This is a genomic window from Mycolicibacter sinensis, assembly GCF_001673565.1.
In the GTDB taxonomy this organism is placed as follows: domain Bacteria; phylum Actinomycetota; class Actinomycetes; order Mycobacteriales; family Mycobacteriaceae; genus Mycobacterium; species Mycobacterium sinense_C.
The window spans coordinates 89,866-111,304 of sequence record NZ_LZMF01000070.1 but is presented as its reverse complement, the minus strand read 5'-3'; the positions used below and the strand labels follow the sequence as shown (position 1 = coordinate 111,304).

At 67.4% G+C, this 21,439-nt stretch carries 17 protein-coding genes and 1 pseudogene; 9 read left to right on the top strand and 9 right to left on the bottom strand.

Annotated features, from left to right (window positions below; genetic code table 11):
* Positions 1-27 precede the first annotated feature (27 nt).
* The 4 genes from A5648_RS11110 to A5648_RS11095 are packed head-to-tail and all read left to right on the top strand — an operon-like array spanning position 28 to position 5,131.
* Positions 28-1,281 carry an ImmA/IrrE family metallo-endopeptidase gene (locus A5648_RS11110; protein ID WP_052741218.1) on the top strand — a complete coding sequence of 418 codons (1,254 nt, stop codon included), beginning with the start codon at positions 28-30 and terminating at the stop codon, positions 1,279-1,281.
* 22 nt (positions 1,282-1,303) lie between these two features.
* A complete protein-coding gene (locus tag A5648_RS11105) occupies positions 1,304-2,509 on the top strand; it encodes a tyrosine-type recombinase/integrase (RefSeq protein ID WP_109401152.1) in 1,206 nt (401 codons plus the stop codon).
* Positions 2,493-4,721 (top strand): tyrosine-type recombinase/integrase, encoded by a 2,229-nt coding sequence (locus A5648_RS11100; protein ID WP_046284844.1) that lies wholly within the window; start codon positions 2,493-2,495, stop codon positions 4,719-4,721. Before A5648_RS11105 ends, A5648_RS11100 begins: the two co-directional genes overlap by 17 nt.
* Complete coding sequence (locus A5648_RS11095) at positions 4,718-5,131, top strand: hypothetical protein (protein ID WP_046284845.1); 414 nt, start codon at positions 4,718-4,720, stop codon at positions 5,129-5,131. Before A5648_RS11100 ends, A5648_RS11095 begins: the two co-directional genes overlap by 4 nt.
* A gap of 112 nt (positions 5,132-5,243) precedes the next feature.
* On the opposite strand, the gene A5648_RS11090 is transcribed toward A5648_RS11095, so the two are convergent.
* From A5648_RS11090 to A5648_RS11080, 3 genes are all read right to left on the bottom strand, one after another.
* A complete protein-coding gene (locus A5648_RS11090; protein ID WP_082108291.1) occupies positions 5,244-8,360 on the bottom strand; it encodes an RND family transporter in 3,117 nt (1,038 codons plus the stop codon).
* Positions 8,361-8,429: 69 nt separating this feature from the next.
* Entirely contained in the window at positions 8,430-8,864 is a 435-nt protein-coding gene (locus A5648_RS11085) for a DUF6188 family protein (RefSeq protein WP_046284846.1), read from the bottom strand.
* A gap of 90 nt (positions 8,865-8,954) precedes the next feature.
* On the bottom strand, positions 8,955-9,413 hold the full coding sequence (locus A5648_RS11080; RefSeq protein ID WP_046284847.1) for a PaaI family thioesterase: 459 nt from the start codon (positions 9,411-9,413) through the stop codon (positions 8,955-8,957).
* 206 nt (positions 9,414-9,619) lie between these two features.
* Here A5648_RS11080 and A5648_RS11075 point away from each other — a divergent pair, with 206 nt between their 5' ends.
* A complete protein-coding gene (locus A5648_RS11075; RefSeq protein WP_046284848.1) occupies positions 9,620-10,309 on the top strand; it encodes a TetR/AcrR family transcriptional regulator in 690 nt (229 codons plus the stop codon).
* 181 nt (positions 10,310-10,490) lie between these two features.
* Here A5648_RS11075 and A5648_RS11070 read toward each other — a convergent pair.
* Both A5648_RS11070 and ssd read right to left on the bottom strand, forming a co-directional pair.
* Positions 10,491-11,477 (bottom strand): annotated as a pseudogene (locus A5648_RS11070) (TadA family conjugal transfer-associated ATPase); the annotation flags it as partial.
* Positions 11,474-12,556 carry a septum site-determining protein Ssd gene (ssd, locus tag A5648_RS11065; protein ID WP_109470756.1) on the bottom strand — a complete coding sequence of 361 codons (1,083 nt, stop codon included), beginning with the start codon at positions 12,554-12,556 and terminating at the stop codon, positions 11,474-11,476. The pseudogene A5648_RS11070 and the gene ssd, both read right to left, overlap by 4 nt.
* Before the next feature lie 457 nt (positions 12,557-13,013).
* On the opposite strand from ssd, the gene A5648_RS11060 reads away from it, so the two are divergent.
* On the top strand, positions 13,014-13,832 hold the full coding sequence (locus tag A5648_RS11060) for an HAD-IB family hydrolase (RefSeq protein ID WP_065024600.1): 819 nt from the start codon (positions 13,014-13,016) through the stop codon (positions 13,830-13,832).
* Between the two features lie 418 nt (positions 13,833-14,250).
* Here A5648_RS11060 and A5648_RS11055 read toward each other — a convergent pair whose 3' ends face one another.
* Positions 14,251-14,997 (bottom strand): oxidoreductase, encoded by a 747-nt coding sequence (locus A5648_RS11055; RefSeq protein WP_109470754.1) that lies wholly within the window; start codon positions 14,995-14,997, stop codon positions 14,251-14,253.
* 39 nt (positions 14,998-15,036) lie between these two features.
* On the opposite strand from A5648_RS11055, the gene acs reads away from it, so the two are divergent.
* Positions 15,037-17,001 carry an acetate--CoA ligase gene (gene acs / locus A5648_RS11050; protein ID WP_065024587.1) on the top strand — a complete coding sequence of 655 codons (1,965 nt, stop codon included), beginning with the start codon at positions 15,037-15,039 and terminating at the stop codon, positions 16,999-17,001.
* Between the two features lie 4 nt (positions 17,002-17,005).
* Here acs and A5648_RS11045 read toward each other — a convergent pair whose 3' ends face one another.
* Complete coding sequence (locus A5648_RS11045; RefSeq protein WP_065024586.1) at positions 17,006-17,722, bottom strand: peptidase; 717 nt, start codon at positions 17,720-17,722, stop codon at positions 17,006-17,008.
* Between the two features lie 207 nt (positions 17,723-17,929).
* Here A5648_RS11045 and A5648_RS11040 point away from each other — a divergent pair, with 207 nt between their 5' ends.
* Together A5648_RS11040 and A5648_RS11035 are read left to right on the top strand one after the other, a co-directional pair.
* A complete protein-coding gene (locus A5648_RS11040; protein WP_065024585.1) occupies positions 17,930-18,487 on the top strand; it encodes a phage holin family protein in 558 nt (185 codons plus the stop codon).
* Entirely contained in the window at positions 18,487-19,437 is a 951-nt protein-coding gene (locus A5648_RS11035) for an alpha/beta fold hydrolase (RefSeq protein ID WP_065024584.1), read from the top strand. The genes A5648_RS11040 and A5648_RS11035 overlap by 1 nt, the downstream gene beginning before the upstream one ends.
* A 55-nt stretch (positions 19,438-19,492) precedes the next feature.
* Here the strand turns inward: A5648_RS11035 and marP are convergent, their stop codons facing one another.
* Positions 19,493-20,686, bottom strand: a complete 1,194-nt coding sequence (gene marP, locus A5648_RS11030) for an acid resistance serine protease MarP (protein WP_065024583.1) — start codon at positions 20,684-20,686, stop codon at positions 19,493-19,495.
* Entirely contained in the window at positions 20,683-21,375 is a 693-nt protein-coding gene (locus A5648_RS11025) for an NUDIX hydrolase (protein ID WP_234787396.1), read from the bottom strand. The genes marP and A5648_RS11025 overlap by 4 nt, the downstream gene beginning before the upstream one ends.
* Positions 21,376-21,439 lie beyond the last annotated feature (64 nt).

Sequence of the window (21,439 nt, the reverse complement as noted above, 5' to 3'; positions counted from 1 at the left end):
CTCGGGTGATGTTGAATCGAGCGCACGATGATCGAGGTTTTTGGTGCACGGGTCCGGCAGGCCCGGCTATTGCGGCGCATGACGGCAACTTCTGTGGTGGGCCTGGTTGGCTGGAGCAATGCCCGCCAGACGAAGATCGAGAAGTCTTCGACGATCATGTTGTCCGTTGATGAGGTTGCGGGGCTGTCGGAGTTGTTCCGCTTTCCTGCACGGTTTTTCAGCTCGGAACCGCAGTCTCGCGTATCGGCGGGTGAGTTGCTTTTCCGGGCGCCAAAGTCGATGACTGTTGGCGAGCAGGACTTCTTGGCGACGTTCGCTTCGCTCGCCGGCGATTTTCTCGGCGACCTGGATGAGCGGTCGAAATTGCCTCATGTGAAGGTCCCGTCGATCTGCGGCAAGGATCATCACCGGCCGAGCGCGGTCCAGGCCGCAGGGTGGCTGCGCGAGGCGATGGGGCTAGAACCTCATGAGCCACTGGATGATTTGATGTATGAAACTGAGCGATTGGGTGCACCGGTGATCGTCCGGCGGCGCACTCCGGGTGAGTGGGAGAGCGAGTTCGCGGCCACACCGGGGAGAGCGCGTGACGAGAAGCACTTGGGTTATTCGAGTTGGGTGGGACGACACCGGGATCGCCCGCTCGTAGTGTTGCGCGAATCCGAGTCGTGGGAACGGACCCGATTCACCGTTGCCCATGAGTTGGGGCATTTGGTGTTGCACAGCCGTGGGCACTGCTCGGTGAACTCGGGCGAGGAGTTGGAGGCCAACCGGTTCGCCACCGAGTTGTTGGCGCCCGTCGCCGCGCTGGCGCCGGAGTTGCCACAGGTGATGTCACTGTTGAACCTCAAACCGCTCAAGGACAAGTGGGGCTTGTCGTTGGGTTCGCTGATCATGCACATGCGTGACTCGGGATTGATCGACGCTGATCGCGCAAAAATGCTTACCACACAACTGTATTCACGGATCAATCCTGAGACTGGGCATACCTGGGGTATGACGGAACCCGGATGGAACGAACGTGACCCCGAGCGGCCCAGGCTGCTGCGCAAGTGGGTGGAACGCTGCTACGGGGATGCCTCGGTGCCGATGCTGGCCGCACGCGAGTCAATGATATTTCCATCGGATCTGCTCGAATGGTTCCTGGCTACGCAACGGCCTTCACCTGCATCTGACAGGCGCCCGATGGCTGCCGTCGGGATGCGCGGTGCTAGCGGATCAGCCCCGGAAGAGCGGCATCAAGTGGTCCGCCTCGACGATTTCCGTCGCGGTAAAACTCCATGAACGGCGCGAGAGGCTGCTGAACGTGGCGCGGGTGCAGCGGCTGTGTTTCCCGGACCGGCCTGATACCTACACGGTGGTCGGCGCCGATCGGCTACCCGTTGCACCTGCCCGAGAGTACTTGCGGTTCCTCGCAGATCAGGGCGCGTCTCCAAATACGGTGCGTGCCTACGCATACGGGCTATCGGCGTGGTGGACGGTGCTCGAACACACCGGCGCGGCCTGGGATGATTTTCCCACTAGCCTGTTTGGCGAGTTCCTGTGTTATCTGCGGACTGGGGATCTGCCGGGCATGGTCCGTATCGGTGAGCCCGGGCCTGGGATGGCCGAGTCGTCGTTGCAGCCGCGGGGGGCTGCGGTGTTGTCGATGTACCGGTACTTCGCCGACGCCCACGATTTGACCCGCCCGTACCGCCGCTTGTTTTCCTCCCACGCCCGATCCTCGCGGCGCCGCTATGCCCCCACCCTGGCTGGTGTCGGACCGCGACGTGATCAGGAGGTGCCTGTGCACCGCCGGCGTGCACCCAATCGCAGCGAGACGCCGGTGTTGTTGCCCGATCAAGTCAACGCCATCCTGGATGGCTGCAGTGTGCAGTCGCCGTCGGGTGAGTGGACCGGCAGCGAGGCGGGTTTGCGTGACCGGTTATTCTTCGCCGTCCTGGCCGAGACCGGAATGCGAATAGGTGAAGCATTATCTTTGCGCCACAATGATTTCCATATCACCGGGGGTGAGACTCCGTCGATTCTGGTGGCCGGCCGCGACGATCACCCCCATGGGGTACGAGCCAAGTCCGGTGCACGCCGGATCTACATCGGCGATGATCTGGTAGCCCTCTACAGCGAGTACGTGTGGCAGCTGATCGGGTGGGCCGCCGACGTCGCGGTTGCCGATCTGGCGTCGCACTTCGTGTTCGTCAATCTGGCACGCGGCCAGCGCTATGCACCGTTGCGCCCGGAAACCGTCTACGACAAGGTGGACACCCTCACGGCCGCCCATGCTGATGTGTTGCCGCAGGACTGGACTCCTCACTGGCTGCGCCACACCCACGCTACAGCTCTGCTGTTGTCTGGGGTGCCTGAACACGTGGTGATGCGCCGTCTCGGCCACGCCGATGTGCAGACCACGCTGTCGATCTACGGGTGGGTGACCGCCGACGCCGAGATGCGCACGGTCGCGCAGTGGAAGAGCTTCGTCGCCGGCTGGAAGGTGAGCCATGACTCAACCCCGTAACAGTCACGTCGATTCTGCAGGATCCGCGGCGGCCACCGTGTGGGATCGGCAATGGCAGCAGGTCCCTGAATCGTGGCGAACTTTGCACTACCGCATCGACGCTGCACCGTTCGACGCCGTGTTCGTGCGCAACCAGCGCTACCTGAACAATCCCGACGGCCACGACTTCACCCCCGCCGATGTCCCAGAACGCTTTCGCCAAGAAATGGCGTGGTGGGTGTGGTTGTGCGGCCACGAAGGAATCCGCAAGATCGAGCCGTTCCTGCTGAAGTGGACGGCCGTCGCCTTGACCGACGCCGCCGCCGAGCACCAGCAGCGGTATCACCGGCCTCCAGTGAGCATTGCAGACCTCGCGGCCGAGGATGTCGTACGTCACGCCGTGGTGCGCTTTGAGCGCCGCAACGCCCGCCTGCCCTCCGCGGGGGCTCGGCGCCAGGTCGTGGCCTTGATCGAGCACCTGCATCTTTACGTATCGGTGCGCTGCACCGATGCCCCGTGGTGGGCCCATGACATCTGGGATCTACGGGCTGATCCCCGCATACCACAGCGCGAACATGAACCCAGCCATGACCAAGTCGTCAAACTTGCCGCGATCCACCCGCCCTGGCTGCGTGAGGGCGTGCGGTTCTGGCTGCGCACCTCCATAACCGCGGAATTGCTGCGCTGGTCATCGGTAGCCGATCGTGCTCGCAACATGGCCAGGCACCTCGGCCCGTTCTTGGCCGCCCGCAACATCAGCACCCCACTGTTGGCCGATGACCGCGCCGCCCTGCGGTTGTTGTTCACCGAGTTCTCCAACTACCTGAAATCCCCATCCGCACAGTTCAAACCAGACCGGCCGTTGTCAGCATCCGCGGTGGACTCGACCCAGTCGCAGGCCCAGGTGTTCTACGCCTTCATGGTTGATCACGCCGAGGAAGCCGCTGCGGCGACCGGCGACCCCCGGTGGGCTCAGATCACCGACACCTACACGCGTCTGTGGGGCGCGGCGTTTCGAACGCGCCGCGCCAACCGGCAGCGGGAGCTGACGTGGTTCTCCACGTCGGAATTGCAGCAGATGCTGTGCTACCTCGATGTGCTGGCGGCCGATCGCGGTATGCCGGTGGCCATCACTCACCCTGATGCAACGATCTCGGTTGTCGCCGGCCTCGGAGACCCGCAAGCCGCGCGCGTCTGGCTGCTGCAGGCGCTGACCGGACGCCGAGCCTCGGAGATACTGATGCTCGACTTCGACCCTCTGACCGCTATTCCCGGCCCGGAACGCCCCACAGATTCCGATGACCCCAACGCATTCGTCGCCAAGTTGCGCTACCAGCAGACCAAGGTCGACGGGGTACTGCCGTCGATCCTGGTTGAGAAGGCGGTGGTCAACGTGATCACCGAACAGCAACAGTGGGTTCGCCGCCGCTACCCTGGGCTGAGCCCGAAGTACCTGTTCCTCGGACTGCGCCACCAGCATCAGGGCCACCGGGCCCGCACCTACCAGTCCTACGGTGTGGCACTGAACAAACTCGACAAGGTTCACGGCCTGGCCGACTCGGCCGGGCGTCCGCTGCGGTTCAGCCAGACCCATCGGCTGCGCCATACCCGGGCCACCGAGTTGCTAAACGACGGCGTTCCCATTCACGTGGTACAGCGATACCTTGGGCACGCATCCCCTGAGATGACCCTGCGCTACGCTGCGACGCTTGCTGCAACAGCTGAGTCAGAATTCCTGCGGCACAAGAAGGTCGGCGCACACGGCACCGATATCGCAATCAGTCCATCCGATATTTATGACATGACTCAACTGGCGGCCCGCACGGATCGGGTACTTCCCAACGGCGTGTGCCTGCTTCCTCCGCTGAAGAGCTGTGACAAAGGAAATGCTTGTCTGTCATGCGGGCATTTCGCCACCGACGCCACTCATCTCGACGAATTGATCGCGCAGCGCGCCAAGACCGTCAACTTGATCGAGGTCCGCCGCGAACAGTACCGGCGACGTAGCGGGCGGGAACTCACCGACGACAACGTGTGGATTCACGAACGGCGCCGGGAGATCGCCTCTCTGGACGCGATCATCGAGCGTCTGCACACCGACACCGAGGGCCTCGCGAACGGAGCCAGTGTGGGCGGTGCTGGTGCCTCAAACCGGTTGCCGCTGTTGAAGGTCAAGACCCGCGGCAGCCACGAATCTGTTCTACGCAAAGCCGACCCCAACGCACCCGGATGAGGCAACGCCCCCCTCCCCCTTCGGATAACGCCCGCCGCGCCCTGGCCGACTACCGTAAGAACATCTCCCAGACCAAGCGCCGGGATATCGAACGCGCCATCAAACACCTGCGCAAGACCAACGCCATCATCAACATATCCACCGTCGCTGCCCGCGCCGGCGTAGAACGCAAGACCGTCTACAAGCACCGCGACCTCGTCGCGATCATCGACGCCTACCGACGCCAGCCGCCTTCGCTCGACGCCGCGACGGGCCGCGAGAGCACCGTCGTAGCCGCCCTACGTGCCCAACTGGTCGCCAAGGACGGTGAGATCCGCGCACTGAGAACCAAGCTTGCCGAACAAGAATCGACAATCGCACTGCTCTACGGACAACTCGACGCCGGAAACGGTGCAGGGGGCGGCGGCTAATGGGTGCCATCGCAACAACGGCTTGGGGCACCGCCTGCACTTCACTCGCGATTCCAGCCATTGTGGCGCCGAAACCACGCACCCGTAGCCGTAATCCCCCAATCTGCGGCGGTTACAGGGTGCCTGTGTCGTAATACGGATCGCTCAGGCGGGCCTGACGGTGTGGAGGTGGGATAGAGCGCGGCGTGTTGGGCCACCAGCTGGCTTCGCGCAGGAGTGTGGCGATGGCGGGGACGGTGAGGGTGCGAACGAGGAATGTGTCGAGTAGGAGTCCGCAGCCGATGATGAGGCCGACTTGGATCATGATCGCGATGGAGCCGAACATCAGTCCGAACATGCTGGCGGCGAAGATGATTCCGGCCGAGGTGATGACCGAGCCGGTGCGGGCGACGGTGCGCAGTACCCCTACGCGAATGTTGTGTTTGGATTCCTCCCGCAGCCGTGAGACGAGCAGCATGTTGTAGTCGGCGCCGACGGCTACCAGGATGATGAAAGCCAGCAACGGGACGGGCCAGGCGATTTCGTAGCCGAGTCCCCATTGGAAGACCAGCACTCCGATGCCCAGTGAGGCCAGGTAGTTCAGCACGACCGTCCCCAGCAGGTATAGCGGGGCGAGCAGGGCGCGCAAGAGCAGGATGAGGATGAGTCCGACGATGACCAGGGTGCTGATGGCCAGTTGGGTGAAGTCAGCCGACAGGAGCCGTTGGATGTCGGAGTTGACGGCGGGGAACCCGGCAACGGCGATAGTGGCGTTGGCCAGGGTGGTGTTGGGGCGGGCGGTGTCGGCGGTCTCGACGATCTGGCGGGCGAGGGTGATCGCCTGCGCGCTGTAGGGGTCGTAGCTGGATTCGACGACAAAGCGGGCGGTTTTGCCATCGGGTGAGAGGAATTGTTTGGCAACGTCGGTGAATTGACGGTTATCGAAGGCACTGGCGGGCAGGTAGAAACCGCTCGCTGCGTCAGAGCCGGCGCTGGCGCGGGCCGAGTTCTGCAGTTGGGCGGCGACCTGGCCCATCCGAGCCAACATTTCGATGTTGCTGTCGGCCAGGGCGTGCACACCGGCGGCCAGCGCTTGCGCCCCGGAAGCGAGTTGGCCGACGCCCTCTTGGAGCCGGCCGATGTTGCCGGCCGGGTCCGCGGGATCACCCTGAGTTCCGAAGGCCTTGTCAAGTGCTGCGGCAGCGGCTTGTATGTCGGCAAGGGTGCCAGCAATGGTGGCGTCGGTGTCAGGGTTGTAGCGATCGCCGAGGGTGGCGACTTCGGTGAAGAATCCGTTATCGCGCAAACTCACCAGGATCCGGACCTGGTTACGGATTTGCGCGCATTGCGGCGTGGTGGCACACCACTCGGAAGTGTTCAGGCCATCGACGAGGGGGGCCAGCACGGCGAGGGCGGTTTCGGCTTGATCCGCCCGCGACCGCAGCCCGGGGCCGGATTGGATGGCTTGGTCGACGGTGGGTGCGGAGGCCGAAAGTTCTTGCAGCAACGGTCGAGATGACCACAGCAGGGTGTCACCGGATTGGGCTCGGGCCAGTACGCCCGACAGCGGGGTCAAGATCGCGTGCAGGGCGGCATCGAGCTGGGCCAGGCCGCCAGCGAGTTGATCGGCGCCGTCGGTGAGTTGAGTGAGGTCGCCTTTTCGTGCGTCGCCATCGGCGACGGCGTCGGCCATCTTGTCGCCGATCTGCCTGTTCTGCCAAGACAGTTGGGCTTGTTCGAGACGGGTGCCGGTGGGGCGGGTTATCCCGATGACTTTGGTGACCCCGGATACTTGGGCGACCCGGGAGGCCATCTCGTCGAGGTCGGCCAGACCTTTGCTGGTGCGCATGTCGTCGGGGTTCTCCACGACGAGAAATTCGGTGATGACGACGTCTTTGGGGAAGTGGCGATCCAGCAGTTGGTAACCCTGGTTGCTGGCGGTGGTGGCAGGCTGGCCTTTGCGGTCGTCGTAGCTGATCTTCATCGTGGTGGCGATGGCCGAGAGGGCCAGCAGGATCACCAGGCTCACGGCCAACAGTGGCACCGGCCGGCGGACCACCGCGACAGCGACACTGTTCCAGTAGCGGCGGGTTCGATCGGATTTCGGCTCGCCGATTCCACGGCGGGCGGCCAGCGCCAGCACCGGCGGCAACAGGGTCACGGTGGCCAGGAATCCGACCAGCACGGCGACCGCGCAGGCCGGGCCGAGCCCGGCGAAAACACTGAGGCGAGCGAAAACCATGGCAAAAAAGGCCAGCGCAACGGTGGCCGCCGAGGCCAGGATCACGCGCCCGATGCTGGCGGTGGCATGAATGACGGCCTGATCGGCGGGGACATGTGCGCGGCGCTGTTCGTGGTAGCGGCTGATCAAAAACACCGTGTAGTCGGTGCCCGCCCCGAGCAGGATCACGGTCATGAACGCCACGGTGAACTGCGAGACGGGCATGCCGCTCTCGCCGAGGACAGACAGCACACCACGGCCGACGGCCAGGCTGACCCCGATCACCAGCAGGGGCAGCAAGGCGGTGAACACCGACCGGTAGACAATCAGCAGGATCAGTGCGATCAGCGCGGCGGTGGCGATCGAGATCAGCAGCAGGTCGTGTTCGGCGGCAGCGATCTGGTCGTTGAAGGTGGCCGCCGGGCCCGTCACGTGCACGGTCGTCGGTGAACCGGCGAATAAACCGGCGGCGATGTCGCGCACGGCTTGGACGGATTCGGCGGCCTTGGGGTCACCCAGGGTGCCGGCCACACCCACCGGCAGATACCAGGCTTTGCCGTCATTGCTGGTCGCATGCGCCGCGGTGACCGGGTCGGCGAGCAGATCTTGAACCAGCAAGACGTGGTCGGTATCGGCGCGCAGCTGCACCACCAACTGCTCATAGCGGTTGCGCACCGGCGCGGTTAAGCCGTCGGGGTCTTCCATCGCCACGACCAGCATCGTTTTGGAGCCCTGTTCACCGAAGGCCGCGCTCATGCGGTCCACGGTTTGAAACGACGCGGCGTCGCGGGGGATCAGGTTCACCGATTGCTGCCGTACCACCGTTTCCAGCTGCGGGAACACCAGTGCAAGCAGCACGGCGACGGCGATCCAGCCGCCGATGACCAGTGCTTTATGACGCACCGTGAACCCGGCCAGTGTTGCTAACCGGCTGCTGTACTCACTGGATTGGCCCGGATCGGCCACCCCGTTGCGGGCCCGCACAGGCAGGGTTGCCGTGCCCGCACCGCCCGGGTTGTCCGCACTCACCGCGCCTGCGCCCACGAAAGACGCTGCCGCCGGTCACAATGACTCGGCTGCCGGCGATGACGAAGATCCTTAGTTGGGGGTCGTTGCACCGGCATTGTCGTCCTCGTCGTAGGGGATGTCATGGCGGACCACCTTGACCCTGCCGTGCGGCAGGCACGCCATGTAACCGTGGTGTTTGCCGTAGAGCTCCCAGGCGGTGGCGCGCTCGTTGGCGCTGACCTCGATGCGCAGGCCGTTGGAGAAGCTCAGGAGTAGCCGACCGGAATCGTCGTGGCATGCCTTCGTGCACACCGCACCCGCCAGATCCAGTAGCGGACGTTGGTGGGCGGCGACCTCGCGCGGGTCGATGAGCACTTCCTCGGCCGGAAACTCACCGCTAGCCGGCAGGGCAAGCCACAGCAGGCAACTGATGACTACCTCGTTGGCGTCATCAAAGCTCAACACCAGATCACCCTGCAACGACATCCGCTGCACGGTGCAACCTTCGATCCACGTGGTGTACATCGCGCACCTCCGTCGACGCCCAACCGGTCTGCACTGAAATGGTACGGCAAGTAGCGCTGCGCTACTAGTAATAGCGTTACGGGTTGCGGGTCAGGATTCCGGATCGCTCGGCGCCCCGTTGTCCCCGAGCCGCCGAAGAAGATGTTCGAACGCTGCTACGTCGCCATAGGCGGCGAAGTGATCGGCGGTGACCACGACGAACACCGCATTTGCGGTGAATCGGGTGGCCCCCTCGGGGTCGGTGCCGGTTGCGCCGATGTGCAGCACGCGGCCTTCCCGGGAGGCAATGTGCGCGGTGATGCGGTGGGATCGATGCAGCACGACCGGCTGGAGGTATTCGACGGTCAGGCTGCGTGTCACAGCGGGCGCGCCGGCAATCCACAGCGCGAACCCCAGCACGTCGTCGCAGGCGGCGGCGACCGCCCCGCCGTGCGCCAGACCGGGCGCGCCGACGTGGCGTTCGTCGAAAGTCACGTCCGCGTACACCGTGTCGCCGCTGCGGTAAACCACCAGCTGCAGACCGTGCGGATTCTGCGGTCCGCAACCCATACACGTCCGAGTATGTGCGGGCAGCAGCTCAGGCCGTGCCGCACCCGAGCGGCCGGACGCGACATCGTGATGCGGTGAGTGATCGGCCACCAACGACACCTTCGGTACACATAGTTTCGCTGCGCTACCGTTGGTACGGTACCCGTTACGGGCGGTGACGCGGGTAATTGGTCGGGAATCTGGAATGAGGCGAGGGGTGAGTGGGTGTGAGCAGCGAGCAGGTACCGCCGGTGCCCGATGACGACGATATTGACCCCCGCCGGACCCGGTCGCGCAACCGCTTGCTCGACGCCGCGACCGCGCTGCTCAGCAGCGGTGGCATCGAAGCCGTCACCATCGAGGCGGTCACCAAAGCTTCCAAGGTGGCCCGCACCACCCTCTACCGCCATTTCGGCAGCTCATCGCAGTTGCTCGCGGCCACCTTCGAGCGACTCTTACCTCAAGTAACCCCACCCGGGCCGGCCAGTGGGACATTGCGCGAACGACTCATCGAACTGCTCACCCGACAGTCTGCGCTGTTCGCCGACGCCCCAGCACACATCACCATGCTGGCCTGGCTCGCCCTGGGCCCGACCACAATCGATCACGCCAGCACCGAACATGCCCCGCAGGCGCTGCGAGCGCGGGTCATCAACCAATACCGGCAGCCCTTCGACGCCATCCTGCAAGACATTGAGGCCGCTGCTGAATTCGACGGCCTGGACCCGGATCTCGCACTGTGCCAACTCATCGGACCACTCGCGTTCGCACGAATGACCGGCCTGCGATCCATCACCGCACACGACTGCGCCCGCATCGTCGACGACTTCCTGGCCACTCACCGGACCCAGGAAGCCCAATCCGCAGTTCCACAGCCCGACGGTCAAAGGGGCACAGACGACAACCGCCCGGGGTGAGCCCTCTCCCGGGGCGCAATCAGTGCAACCGGGCAGGCGACAGGAGAAACGGGCCGGGATGGCAGCCGCGCAATCCCTAGGCGGGCACACCGTGCGATTCAATCGTTCCCGATTAGGCTGATCGGCACGGGACGCACCTAATCGGTAACAGTCATACACACATGCTCGCGACACCAGATAAGACGGCCGCGGCCAATTGGCTGTGCAGCCCGGCGCGGTCCAGCCCGCCGAGCGCGGCCAGCGCTTCCAGGCGGGCCGGGACCTCAGCCGGGCTGTTGGCGTGCACGGTGCCCGCACCGCCGTCGTGCCCGGTGTTCAGCGCGGCCAGCAGGTCGACCACCTCGGCGCCCCTGACCTCGCCGACCACCAGCCGGTCCGGCCGCATCCGTAGCGCCTGCCGGACGAGGTCGCGCAGTCCCACCTCGCCGGCGCCTTCGACGTTGGCCGCACGCGCCACCAGCCTGACCAGATGCGGGTGGCGGGGCTGCAATTCGGGGGCGTCCTCGACGCAGACCAGGCGTTCCCGGGACTGCACCGCTCCCAGCATGGCCGCCAGCAGGGTGGTCTTGCCGGCGCCGGTACCACCGGAGACCAGAAACGCCAGCCGGGCATCGATGATGTCGGCCAGCAGTGCTGTCGCCGGTGGCGGGATGGCGCCGGCGGCGGCCAACGCGGCGAGGTCCTGGGTGACCGGCCGTAGCACCCGCAGCGACAGGCACGTCCCGTCGGCGGCCACCGGCGGCAGTATCGCGTGCAGGCGCACGGTGAACTCGCCGGTGCCGATACCGCTGAGGTGGCCGTCGACCCACGGTTGGGCGTCGTCGAGCCGGCGTCCCGCGGCCACCGCGAGCCGTTGGGCCAGCCGGCGCACCGCTGCCTCGTCGGCGAACCGCAGCTCGGTGCGCCGCAACCCCTCTCCGTCGTCGACCCACACCGCATCGGGCGCGGTGACCAGCACATCGGTGGTGCCCGCCGCGCACAGCAGCGGTTCCAGAATCCCGGCGCCGCTCAGTTCGGTCTGCAGCACCCGCAGGTTGGACAACAGCTCGGTGTCGCCGAGCACCCCGCCGGATTCGGCCCGGATCGCCGCGGCCACCGTCTGCGGACGCAGTTCGCCGGACTCGGCAGCCAGCCGTTCCCGGACCCGGTCGATCAACGAGTCCCTCATACCGCCGCGGCCTTTCGCGTGGGCAGTACGTCGAGAACCCGGTCGGCGGCCATCGCCAGTGCGGATCGGCGGTGCAGGCGCAAGCCCGCGTGTTCGAGTCGCTCGGCCAGCCGCGGCTCGGCCCGCAAGCTCGCCAGCAGCGGTAGCCCGATGATCTCGGCGACCTCGGCAGCGCGAAGCCCGCCCGGAGCCGGCCCGCGCACCACCACGCCCACGTTGGGGTTGGCTGCGTGCAGGCGTGGCGCGATCGCGGCACCGGCCGCACACGAGCGCACATCGCAGGGACTGACCACGACCACGAGATCGGCTGCGCTGAGCGCGGTCTCGACCGGGTCGGTCAACGTGCGGGGAAGATCGCAGACCACGGTGATCCCGCCGCGGCGGCCCGCATCCAGCACGGCGTCAACGGGTCCGGCCGCAACCTCGCGGATCTCGCGGGCTTCGAGGCCGTGCCGGGTGCCGGACAGCACGCTCACACCGCGCTGGCGGGGCAGCGCTTCGCGCAGCGCCGGCCAGGTCAGCCGCCCACTCTGCGCGGTCAGGTCGCACCAGCGCAGACCGGCGGCGTTCTCGGTGCCGGCCAGCAGGTCGATACCGCCGCCCCAGGCGTCCAGGTCGACTAACAGCGCGTCTCCGGCACGCTGCGCCAGCGCGGTCGCCAGCAGCGATGCGCCGGCTCCGCCGCGGGCGCCGATCACCGCGATGGCCTCGCCGCGGCGCCCGCCGTCACGCACCGCGTCAGCCGCCTCGGCGAGTTCGGCCACCAGTTCGTTGCCGTCGGCGGGCAGGGCCAGGACGCGCTGCGCCCCGGCCGCGACGGCGGCCTGCCAGCTGGCCGCGCTGGGCTCGGCGGCGGTGAGCACGATGACGTGCGCGCGGCGCGGTAGCCGGGCTGCCGGACAACAGGCGGCCGCGGCTTCGTCGAGCACCACCGCTGCGGCCGCCGCCCAGGCCTTGCGGCTCGGTATCGCGCCGCCGAGGTGAATGACCCGCACGCCCACCGCCGCGCCCACCCGATCCAGTTCGTCACGCAATCCGGGTTGGGTGACAAGGGCCAACAGGCCGGCGGCGGTGCTCACGCCTTCACCGTGGCGGCGAGATCCCTGCCGCGCCAGCCGTTAGGCGACAGATGTGGATGGGGGCTGCGACTGTGTAGAACTGCCGGACAGCAGAAGCCGCAATATCAAGTCGGATCGGATCATAATTCGGGTTCTGGACGACGTTCGGGGACGATTTGAGTCCGTTCCAGCGAAGAATGACCGGTTAAAAAAGACGACCCCCGCCAGGGGGGGAGGAGGCGGAGGTCGTCGCGTATCAGCCCCGGGGGGTCGGGCCGATACACCCTCAGCATAAGCCGAGTGATGCCACTATACACACGACAGGCCGGTCCGGCGCAAGTGTTGCCGCCAAATGTCGGCACTTCGGCTCCACGGCCGCTGAAGTGCTCTTTCCGGCATAGCAGCGGGCCGGCCGGCCCCTCGCCCCTATGCTGTACCGGTGACCGCTTCCGACCCGGGCACCCGCCAGCCGCAGTCGCTGCGATCGCCGGGGCAGGCGGGCAGTCGAACCCGCACCGCAGCCTTCCTGGACCTCGACCACACCGTGATCGCCAAGTCCAGCGCACTGGCTTTCAGCAAACCTTTTATGGACCAGGGACTGATCAACCGCCGCACCGTACTCAAGTCGAGCTACGCCCAGTTCCTCATGCTGTTGTCCGGCGCCGACCACGATCAGATGGAGCGGATGCGCACCCATCTGACCAACATGTGCACCGGCTGGAACGTCGAACAGGTCAAGGCGATCGTCAACGAGACGATGCATGACATCGTCACCCCACTGGTGTTCGCCGAGGCGGCGGAGCTGATCACCGACCACAAACTCTGCGGCCGCGACGTGGTGGTGGTCTCGGCCTCCGGCGAGGAGATCGTCGCGCCGATCGCCCGGGCACTGGGTGCCACGCACGCCATGGCGACCCGCATGGTCGTCGCCGACGGCAAGTACACCGGCGAGATCGCGTTCTACTGCTACGGGGAAGGCAAGGTGCAGGCCATCCGGGAGCTGGCCGCCCGGGAGGGCTACCCGCTGGAGCACTGCTACGCCTATTCGGATTCGATCACCGACCTGCCGATGCTGCAGGCGGTCGGCCACCCCTCGGCGGTGAACCCGGACCGGGCATTGCGCAAGGAGGCGATCGCGCACGGGTGGCCGGTGCTCGCCTTCTCCCGGCCGGTGTCGCTGCGCGACCGCATTTCGGCGCCCTCCGGTGCGGCGGTGGCCACCACCGCGGCGGTCGGTATCAGCGCTGTCGCTGCCGGTGCGCTGACCTACTCGCTGCTGCGCCGGCTGGCGTTCTGACCCTCCCAGCAAACACCGCCGGTCACAATCGGGTGACGTCATTCCGGCCGACCGCAATTGGGCCTTGCTGTGTCGTGGATCACGTAGTACAAAGGAAGCACGGAAGCCCGGCGAGGCCAGGGTCGACCCGGAAGAGAAGGATCGATCTCCCGAGCCGCACTTCCCAGTACGGATAGCGGTACCCACGCGGAGCCATAGCCGCGAAGATGGCAGAAGTGTTGCGGGCCTGCGTAATTGCGGAACGTAAACGGTGTCGACAGCCCTTTGGGTGGGGCAGCAGCCGAAGAACACCGCACGAGCGCCGAGGCCACCCACGCAGCCCACGTTGGACGCTTGGTAACCGTGTACCGTACTAGCGGGCGGCGAGCCGAATCTTTCGGCGCGCCGCCCGCTTCGTTCTTGCCAGCCGGCCGTCGGATCAGCGCTTGGCGCCCGCTTCAGCTATCCCGAGAGCATCCAGTGCGCCGGCGTGCATCGCGGCGCAGCAGCCCTGTAGCCAGGCGGCCACACCCTCGGTGGAACCGCCCGCGAATCCTTGCGCCGCGCGACGGTACTCGCCGGCCTTGCGCATCCAGGTCACCTCCGGAACCCCAAGCCCGCGGCGGTCCAGCCCGCTGGCGATCGTCACCAGCCGGGACGCCCCCCGGGCGACCACGCCGTCGGCGCTGCCGAACGGCGCGAGCGTGAGCAGCTCGCCGTGCACCACCGCGGCGAACACCGGCGCCGGCACCGTGGTGCCCCCGGTGGCGAGGTCGGCCAGCATCTCCAGCCGGCGGCCCACCTCTGCGCCGCCGCGCGGGCGGCCGAGGTTGTCTTCGTCGACCAGATCGGCGGCGGCCAGCACGTGCAGCCGGGCCAGCGCTTGCAGCGGGGCCCGCCGCCACACCTCGACCAGCGAGCCTTCCCCGCCCTCCAGGGCCTGGGCGACCCGCAGCGCCCCGGCGAACACCGGATCGCCTGCCGCCCGCGCGTCCACCGTGGTGGGGCCCCCGTCGAGCACCGACGACGCCCGGGCCGCCCGCAGCGACGCCTCGGCGGCACTGACCGGCCAACCCCGCACGTTGGTCTTGTGGCGATGAGCCCGCGCCAGCTCATCGCGGACCTTTTCGCTGGCCTCGGCGACACCGGGCAATTCGAGCAGCGGTGCCAATGGGTCGGTGATCACGGGCTGTGACACTACCGGCGGGTGGCTAGGCTGCTGACCGTGAGCCAGAACGCTGATAGCGCCGCCGCCGATTCGCTGCCCTCGTACCCGCCCTCCCCCGAGTTCGCCGCCCGCGCCAATACCGGCGCCGAGGCCTACCGCGCCGCCGAGCAGGACCGGCTCGCGTTCTGGGCCGAGCAGGCCAACCGCCTGCACTGGGACAGGCCGTTCACCGAGGTGCTGGACTACTCCCGGCCGCCGTTCGCCCGCTGGTTCGCCGACGGCAAGCTCAACGTCGCCTACAACTGCGTGGACCGCCATGTGCAGGCCGGCCACGGCGACCGGGTGGCCATCCACTGGGAGGGCGAGCCGGTCGACGACGCCCGCACCATCACCTATGCGGAGCTGCTCGCCGAGGTGAGCCGGGCCGCCAATGCGCTGAGCGGTCTCGGTCTGGTCGCCGGTGATCGGGTGGCGATCTATCTGCCGATGATTCCCGAGGCGATCATCGCGATGCTCGCGTGCGCCCGGTTGGGTGTGCTGCACACCGTGGTGTTCGCCGGGTTCTCCGCACATGCGCTGCGATCCCGCATCGACGACGCGCAGGCGAAGGTGGTGATCACCTCCGACGGGCAGTACCGGCGCGGCCAGACTGCGGCGCTCAAGCCGGCGGTCGACGAGGCGGTCACCGGTGCCGAGTCGGTACAGCATGTGCTGGTGGTGCGACGCACCGGTGGCGAGGTGGCGTGGGCGCCGAGCCGCGACCTGTGGTGGCACGACGTGGTCGACGCGGCATCACCGCAGCACACCCCGGAGGCGTTTGAGGCCGAGCAGCCGCTGTTCCTGCTGTACACCTCGGGCACCACGGGCAAGCCGAAAGGCATCGTGCACACCAGCGGCGGGTATCTGACCCAGGCCGCCTACACGCACTACTGCGTGTTCGATCTGCGAGCCGACACCGACGTGTTCTGGTGCACCGCGGACATCGGCTGGGTCACCGGCCACACCTACGCCGTCTACGGACCGCTGGCCAACGGCGCCACCGAGGTGATTTACGAGGGCACCCCGGAGTATCCGGACCAGCACCGGCACTTCCAGATCATCGAAAAGTACGGTGTGACAATCTATTACACCGCTCCCACGCTGATCCGCACCTTCAAGAAGTGGGGCCGCCAGGTGCCGGACGCCCACGACCTGTCCAGTCTGCGGCTGCTGGGTTCGGTCGGTGAGCCGATCAACCCGGAGGCCTGGCGCTGGTACCGGCGGGTGATCGGGGCCGACGCGGTGCCGGTGGTCGACACCTGGTGGCAGACCGAGACCGGCGCGACGATGATCTGCCCGCTGCCCGGGGTGGCCGCGGCCAAGCCGGGTGCCGCGATGCGGCCGCTGCCCGGGATCTCCGCGCGCATCGTCGACGACCACGGCGATCTGGTCTCCCCCCAGGACGCCGGCGGCGAACCGGTGTCGGGATATCTGGTGATCGATGCGCCCTGGCCGTCGATGGCCCGCGGCATCTGGGGCGATGAGCAGCGCTTCATCGACACCTACTGGGCGCGCTTCGCCGAGCAGGGCTGGTATTTCGCCGGTGACGGCGCCCGCTACGACGCCGACGGCGACATCTGGGTGCTGGGCCGCATCGACGACGTGATGAACGTGTCGGGGCATCGCATCTCCACCGCCGAGGTGGAGTCCGCGCTGGTCGGTCATGCCGCGGTGGCCGAGGCCGCCGTGGTCGGGGCCCTCGACGAGCAGACCGGCCAACGGATCTGCGCGTTCGTGGTGCTGGCGGCGTCGCACCGCGAGGTCGGCGGGGCGATCATCGACGAACTGCGCCAACGGGTCACCGTCGAGATCTCGCCGATCGCGCGGCCCCGCAACGTGCACCTGGTCCCGGAACTGCCCAAGACCCGCAGCGGCAAGATCATGCGGCGACTGCTGCGTGACGTCGCCGACGGACGCGAACTCGGCGACACCTCAACCCTGGTGGACCCCAGCGTGTTCGACGCGATCCGGGCCGCCGACTGATCGCCTAGGGGACCGGGACGAAACCCGTGCCCGGCCGGTCTTTTTCGCTGATGTCACCGAGTACGGCGTTGATCGACACCACGACCGCGGGTGTGTGCAGCGGAATGTACTTGACCACGCAGGTGGGCAGCGCCTCGCTGAACGCCCCGTGAATCATGCCGACCAGCATGTTGTTCACCACGACGGGCCCGCCGGAATCGCCTGGGCGGCCGCACACCTGCATCACGATGGTTCCCGGGTCCTGGCCCGGTCCCCAGGTGACACCGCAGGAGTTGCCGGTGGTGCGGCCCTGTTTGCAGGCGATCTGGCCGAAGGAGGGGTCCGGTCCGATGCCGCCGATGATGAAGCCGCCGAAGTTGGACACCGGCGTCACCTTGTCGGGGTCGAACTCGATCACCGCATAGTCCAGGCCGTCGTTGCCCGCCACCATGTGGCCGATCGTGCCGTTGGCCTCGGCCCCCTCGGCGGCGACCTCCGCACCCGGACCGCCGCAGTGCGCCGACGTGAAGCCGATCAGTGCACCGGTCTTGTCGTGGCCGATCGCTGTCAGCGTGCACATCGTGTCGCCGTCGACGACGATGCCGGCTCCACCGCCCATCAGCACCTTGGCGTCGGCGCTGACCGCTGGGACCGGGGCGGCAAGCGTGGCCACGGCGGCGCACGCCGTCCATGTCAGCAGCGGCGCCATAGCGCGCAGCAACCAGCGGTGTGCGATCTGCACAGCGGCTCTCCCGTCCGATCAGCTCCACCCCCGAGGGGGATAAAACAGCCTAACCGGGTGACGATGCGCGACGCGCCAACGGCGGGCTGAGGAGGCCGGCGATTTCGCACCCGCCCGATCCGGCCGCAGCTTTAACGGGGCCGCTCCTCGGCGCCGCCGCCGCATGGCAACATTAAGCCGCGACGACAGCGAACGGGAGGACAGCCAGTGAGCAAGGCCGATCGCAGAAACGCAAAACGCGCCGCGGCGAAGGCGGATCGCAACGGGGTGCCCAATACCCTGGCGACCATCCCGCTGGCCGATCCGCACGCACTGCCCGCCGACCCGTCGCTGGGTGATCTGGTCAAGGACGCGACGGCGCAGATGTCGACGCTGGTCCGCGCGGAAGTCGAACTGGCCCGCGCCGAGATCACCCGTGATGTCAAGAAGGGCCTGACCGGCAGCGTGTTCTTCATCGCGGCCCTGGTCGTGCTGTTCTACTCCACCTTCTTTTTCTTCTTCTTCCTCGCCGAGGTGATCGACATCTGGCTGCAGGACTGGGCCGCCTACCTGATCGTCTTCGGGGTCATGCTGACGTTCGCCGTGGCCTTGGCGTTGTTGGGCTTTCTGCGGGTCCGGCGCATCCGGGGACCGCGCCAAACCATCGAATCGGTGCGGGAGACGCGCGATGCGCTGCGCCCCGACCCCGCGCGGCTGCATGCGTCGGGGCCGCACGCGGTGGCGGCGCATGACGGCAAACCGACCACCGATCCCTCGGGCTGGTAGTGCCGCCACCGGATCCGTCGGTCACTCGCATCGACGGGCCGTGGCGACATTGGGACATCCACGCCAACGGCATTCGCTTCCATGTCGTCGAGGCCACACCGGACGACGCATCGGCCGACACGCCGCCGATGACGCGGCCGTTGGTGATGCTGCTACACGGGTTCGGCTCGTTCTGGTGGACCTGGCGTCATCAACTGCGCGGGCTGACCGGGGTGCGCGTCGTCGCGGTCGACCTGCGCGGCTACGGGGGCAGCGACAAGCCGCCCCGCGGCTACGACGGCTGGACCCTGGCCGGCGACACCGCCGGGCTGATCCGGGCCTTGGGGCACTCCTCGGCGATCCTGGTCGGCCACGCCGACGGCGGCCTGGTGTGCTGGGCGACCGCGCTGCTGCACCCCCGGCTGGTGCGCGCCATCGCGGTGGTCAGTTCGCCGCATCCGGCGGCCCTACGGAACTCAGCGCTGACCCGTGCCGATCAGGGCCGGGCGCTGCTGCCGTGGTTGCTGCGCTACCAGATACCGTTCTGGCCGGAGCGCACCTTGACCCGCCATGACGGCACCGAAATCGAACACCTGGTGCGCAGCAGAGCCGGCGCGAATTGGCATGCCAGCGAGGATTTCTCCGAGACCATCGGGCATCTGCGCACCGCGATCCAGATTCCGTCGGCGGCGCACTCCGCGCTGGAGTACCAGCGCTGGGCGGTGCGCAGCCAACTGCGCTCCGAGGGCCGGCGGTTCATGAAGGCACTGGATCTGCGGACGCTGGACATCCCGCTGCTGCATCTACGCGGCGCCGACGACCCCTACGTGCTCGCCGATCCGGTCGAGCGGACCCGGCGGTATGCACCGCACGGCCAGTACGTGTCATTGCCCGGCGTAGGGCATTTCGCCCACGAGGAAGCCCCCGATGAGGTCAACGCCCAGCTGATGCGGTTCCTGCAGCAGGCCTAGCGGCGGTCGCAAGCGCGGCGAAGCCGGGCGCGGCGGGTCGCCGCCATCGGCACAGTTACTCTCCGCCGACGCAGGTCTGGGTCGAGACCGGTGCGGTGTCGCCGATCCGGGCGAGTTGGTTGGCCACCTCTTCGGCGGTCATCACGAAGCCGGTGTCGGCGTCGTCAACGGCCGCGCCGAACACCACGCCGAGTACCCGGCCGTCCATGTCGATCATCGGCCCGCCGGAATTGCCTTGCTGCACAGTGCCTCTGATCGTGTAGACCCGGCGGGTGACGGTCGCGCTGCGGTAAATGTCGGGCCCTTCGAGGTTGATGATGTCGCGCACCCGGGCCGGGGTCGCCTCGAAGACCCCGCCGCCGGGGTAGCCCAGCACCAGTGCGTCGGTGTCGGGTTCGGCCGGCGAGGAGGCGAACGCCAACGGCGGCAACGGCAGATCCGGCACGGCCAGAATCGAGATGTCTTCCTTGGGGTCGAAGGAGATCACTGTGGCGTCATACGATTTGGTTCCACTTTCCACGGTGACGCTGTCCGAGCCGGCGACCACGTGCGCATTCGTCATCACCCGGTTGGGCGAGATCACAAAACCGGTGCCCTCCAACACTTTCTGGCAGTTGGGTGCCACACCGCGGATCCGCAGCACGCTCGGCGAGGTGGTCTCGACGACCGGGCTCGCGGCCAGTCCGGGGTCCGGCGCATCCACGGAGGCGATCGGGGTGCGGCTGAACGGTTCCAGCACGGCCGGCAGCCCGGAGTCGTCGAGCACCGCCGACAACCGTCGCGGCACGTTCTTGAGCCAGCCCGGCGCGATATCGTCGACCTGACGCAGGACTCGTGAGTCGTTGACCGCGGCAGCCAGATTCGGCTGATCGGAGGCGGTCAGCGGGGTGGCCAGCAACCAGGCCGCGATCAGCACCACCACCAACTGCAGCGCCACGCCGATGATCGAGTCCACGCCCCGGACCCCGGGGCTGCGGATCGCTCCGCGCACTGCACGGCCCAACACCACCCCGGCGACCTCGCCGATCACAACCATGGCCAGGATCAGAAACAGTGCGGCGAACAGTTTCAGCCGGGCACCGGCGACGTGCTCGATCAGGTGCGGGGCCAGCAGCACCCCGGCCATCGCGCCGAGCGCCACGCCGACGAAGGACAGCAGCGAGCCGAGGGCGCCGGAGCGCCAGCCGGACACTGCGGCAACGAAGGCGATCGCCAGCACGGCGATGTCCAGCCACTGCGACGACGTCATATCCCAGTCATCCCCGTTCCACCAGGTTCTCCTCCAAGCAGAGCCATGGCCTCGTCCAGCCCGCGCACCTCGGTGTGGTCCCAGGGCTGCGCCCAGCCGGCCACGTCCAACATCGCCGAGATCACCTGGGCGGTGAAGCCCCAGACCAGCATCTCGTTGAGCCGGAACGCCGGCATGGCCCATCGCCGGCTGCGCGCATCACGGTAAACCATCAACCGGTTCTCGGGGTTGATGAATGCCCGGACCGGAACCCGGGCCACGACAGCGGTCTCGGCCGGGTCCACCACGCTCACCGGCCCGGGATCTTCGGAGTAGGCCAGCACCGGCACCACCTGGAATCCCGAGGGGGCGATGAAGATCTTCTCCAGCACCACCAGCGGGTGCACCCGGCCCGGGTCGATTCCGGTCTCCTCGTTGGCCTCTCGCAGCGCGGTGGCCACCGGGCCGGAGTCGCCGGGATCGACTGCCCCGCCCGGGAATGCGGCCTGCCCGGCGTGATGGCGAAGTGTCGAGGCGCGCACCGTGACCAGCAGGTCGGCCGAATCAATGCCGCTATCCGACGGCGGGCCGGAGAACAGCACCAGCACCGCTGCGTCGCGGCCGTGCCCGGTCACGCGGGCCTTGGCGCTGGCCGCGGTGACCATCGCGCGGACGTCGGCGGGCAGCCGGTGCAGATAGGCCTTCGGCATCTTCTCGACGTTGTCGACCAGCGGGTGCAGCCAGGACGGGGGCGACGGCTGCGATTCGCCAGCG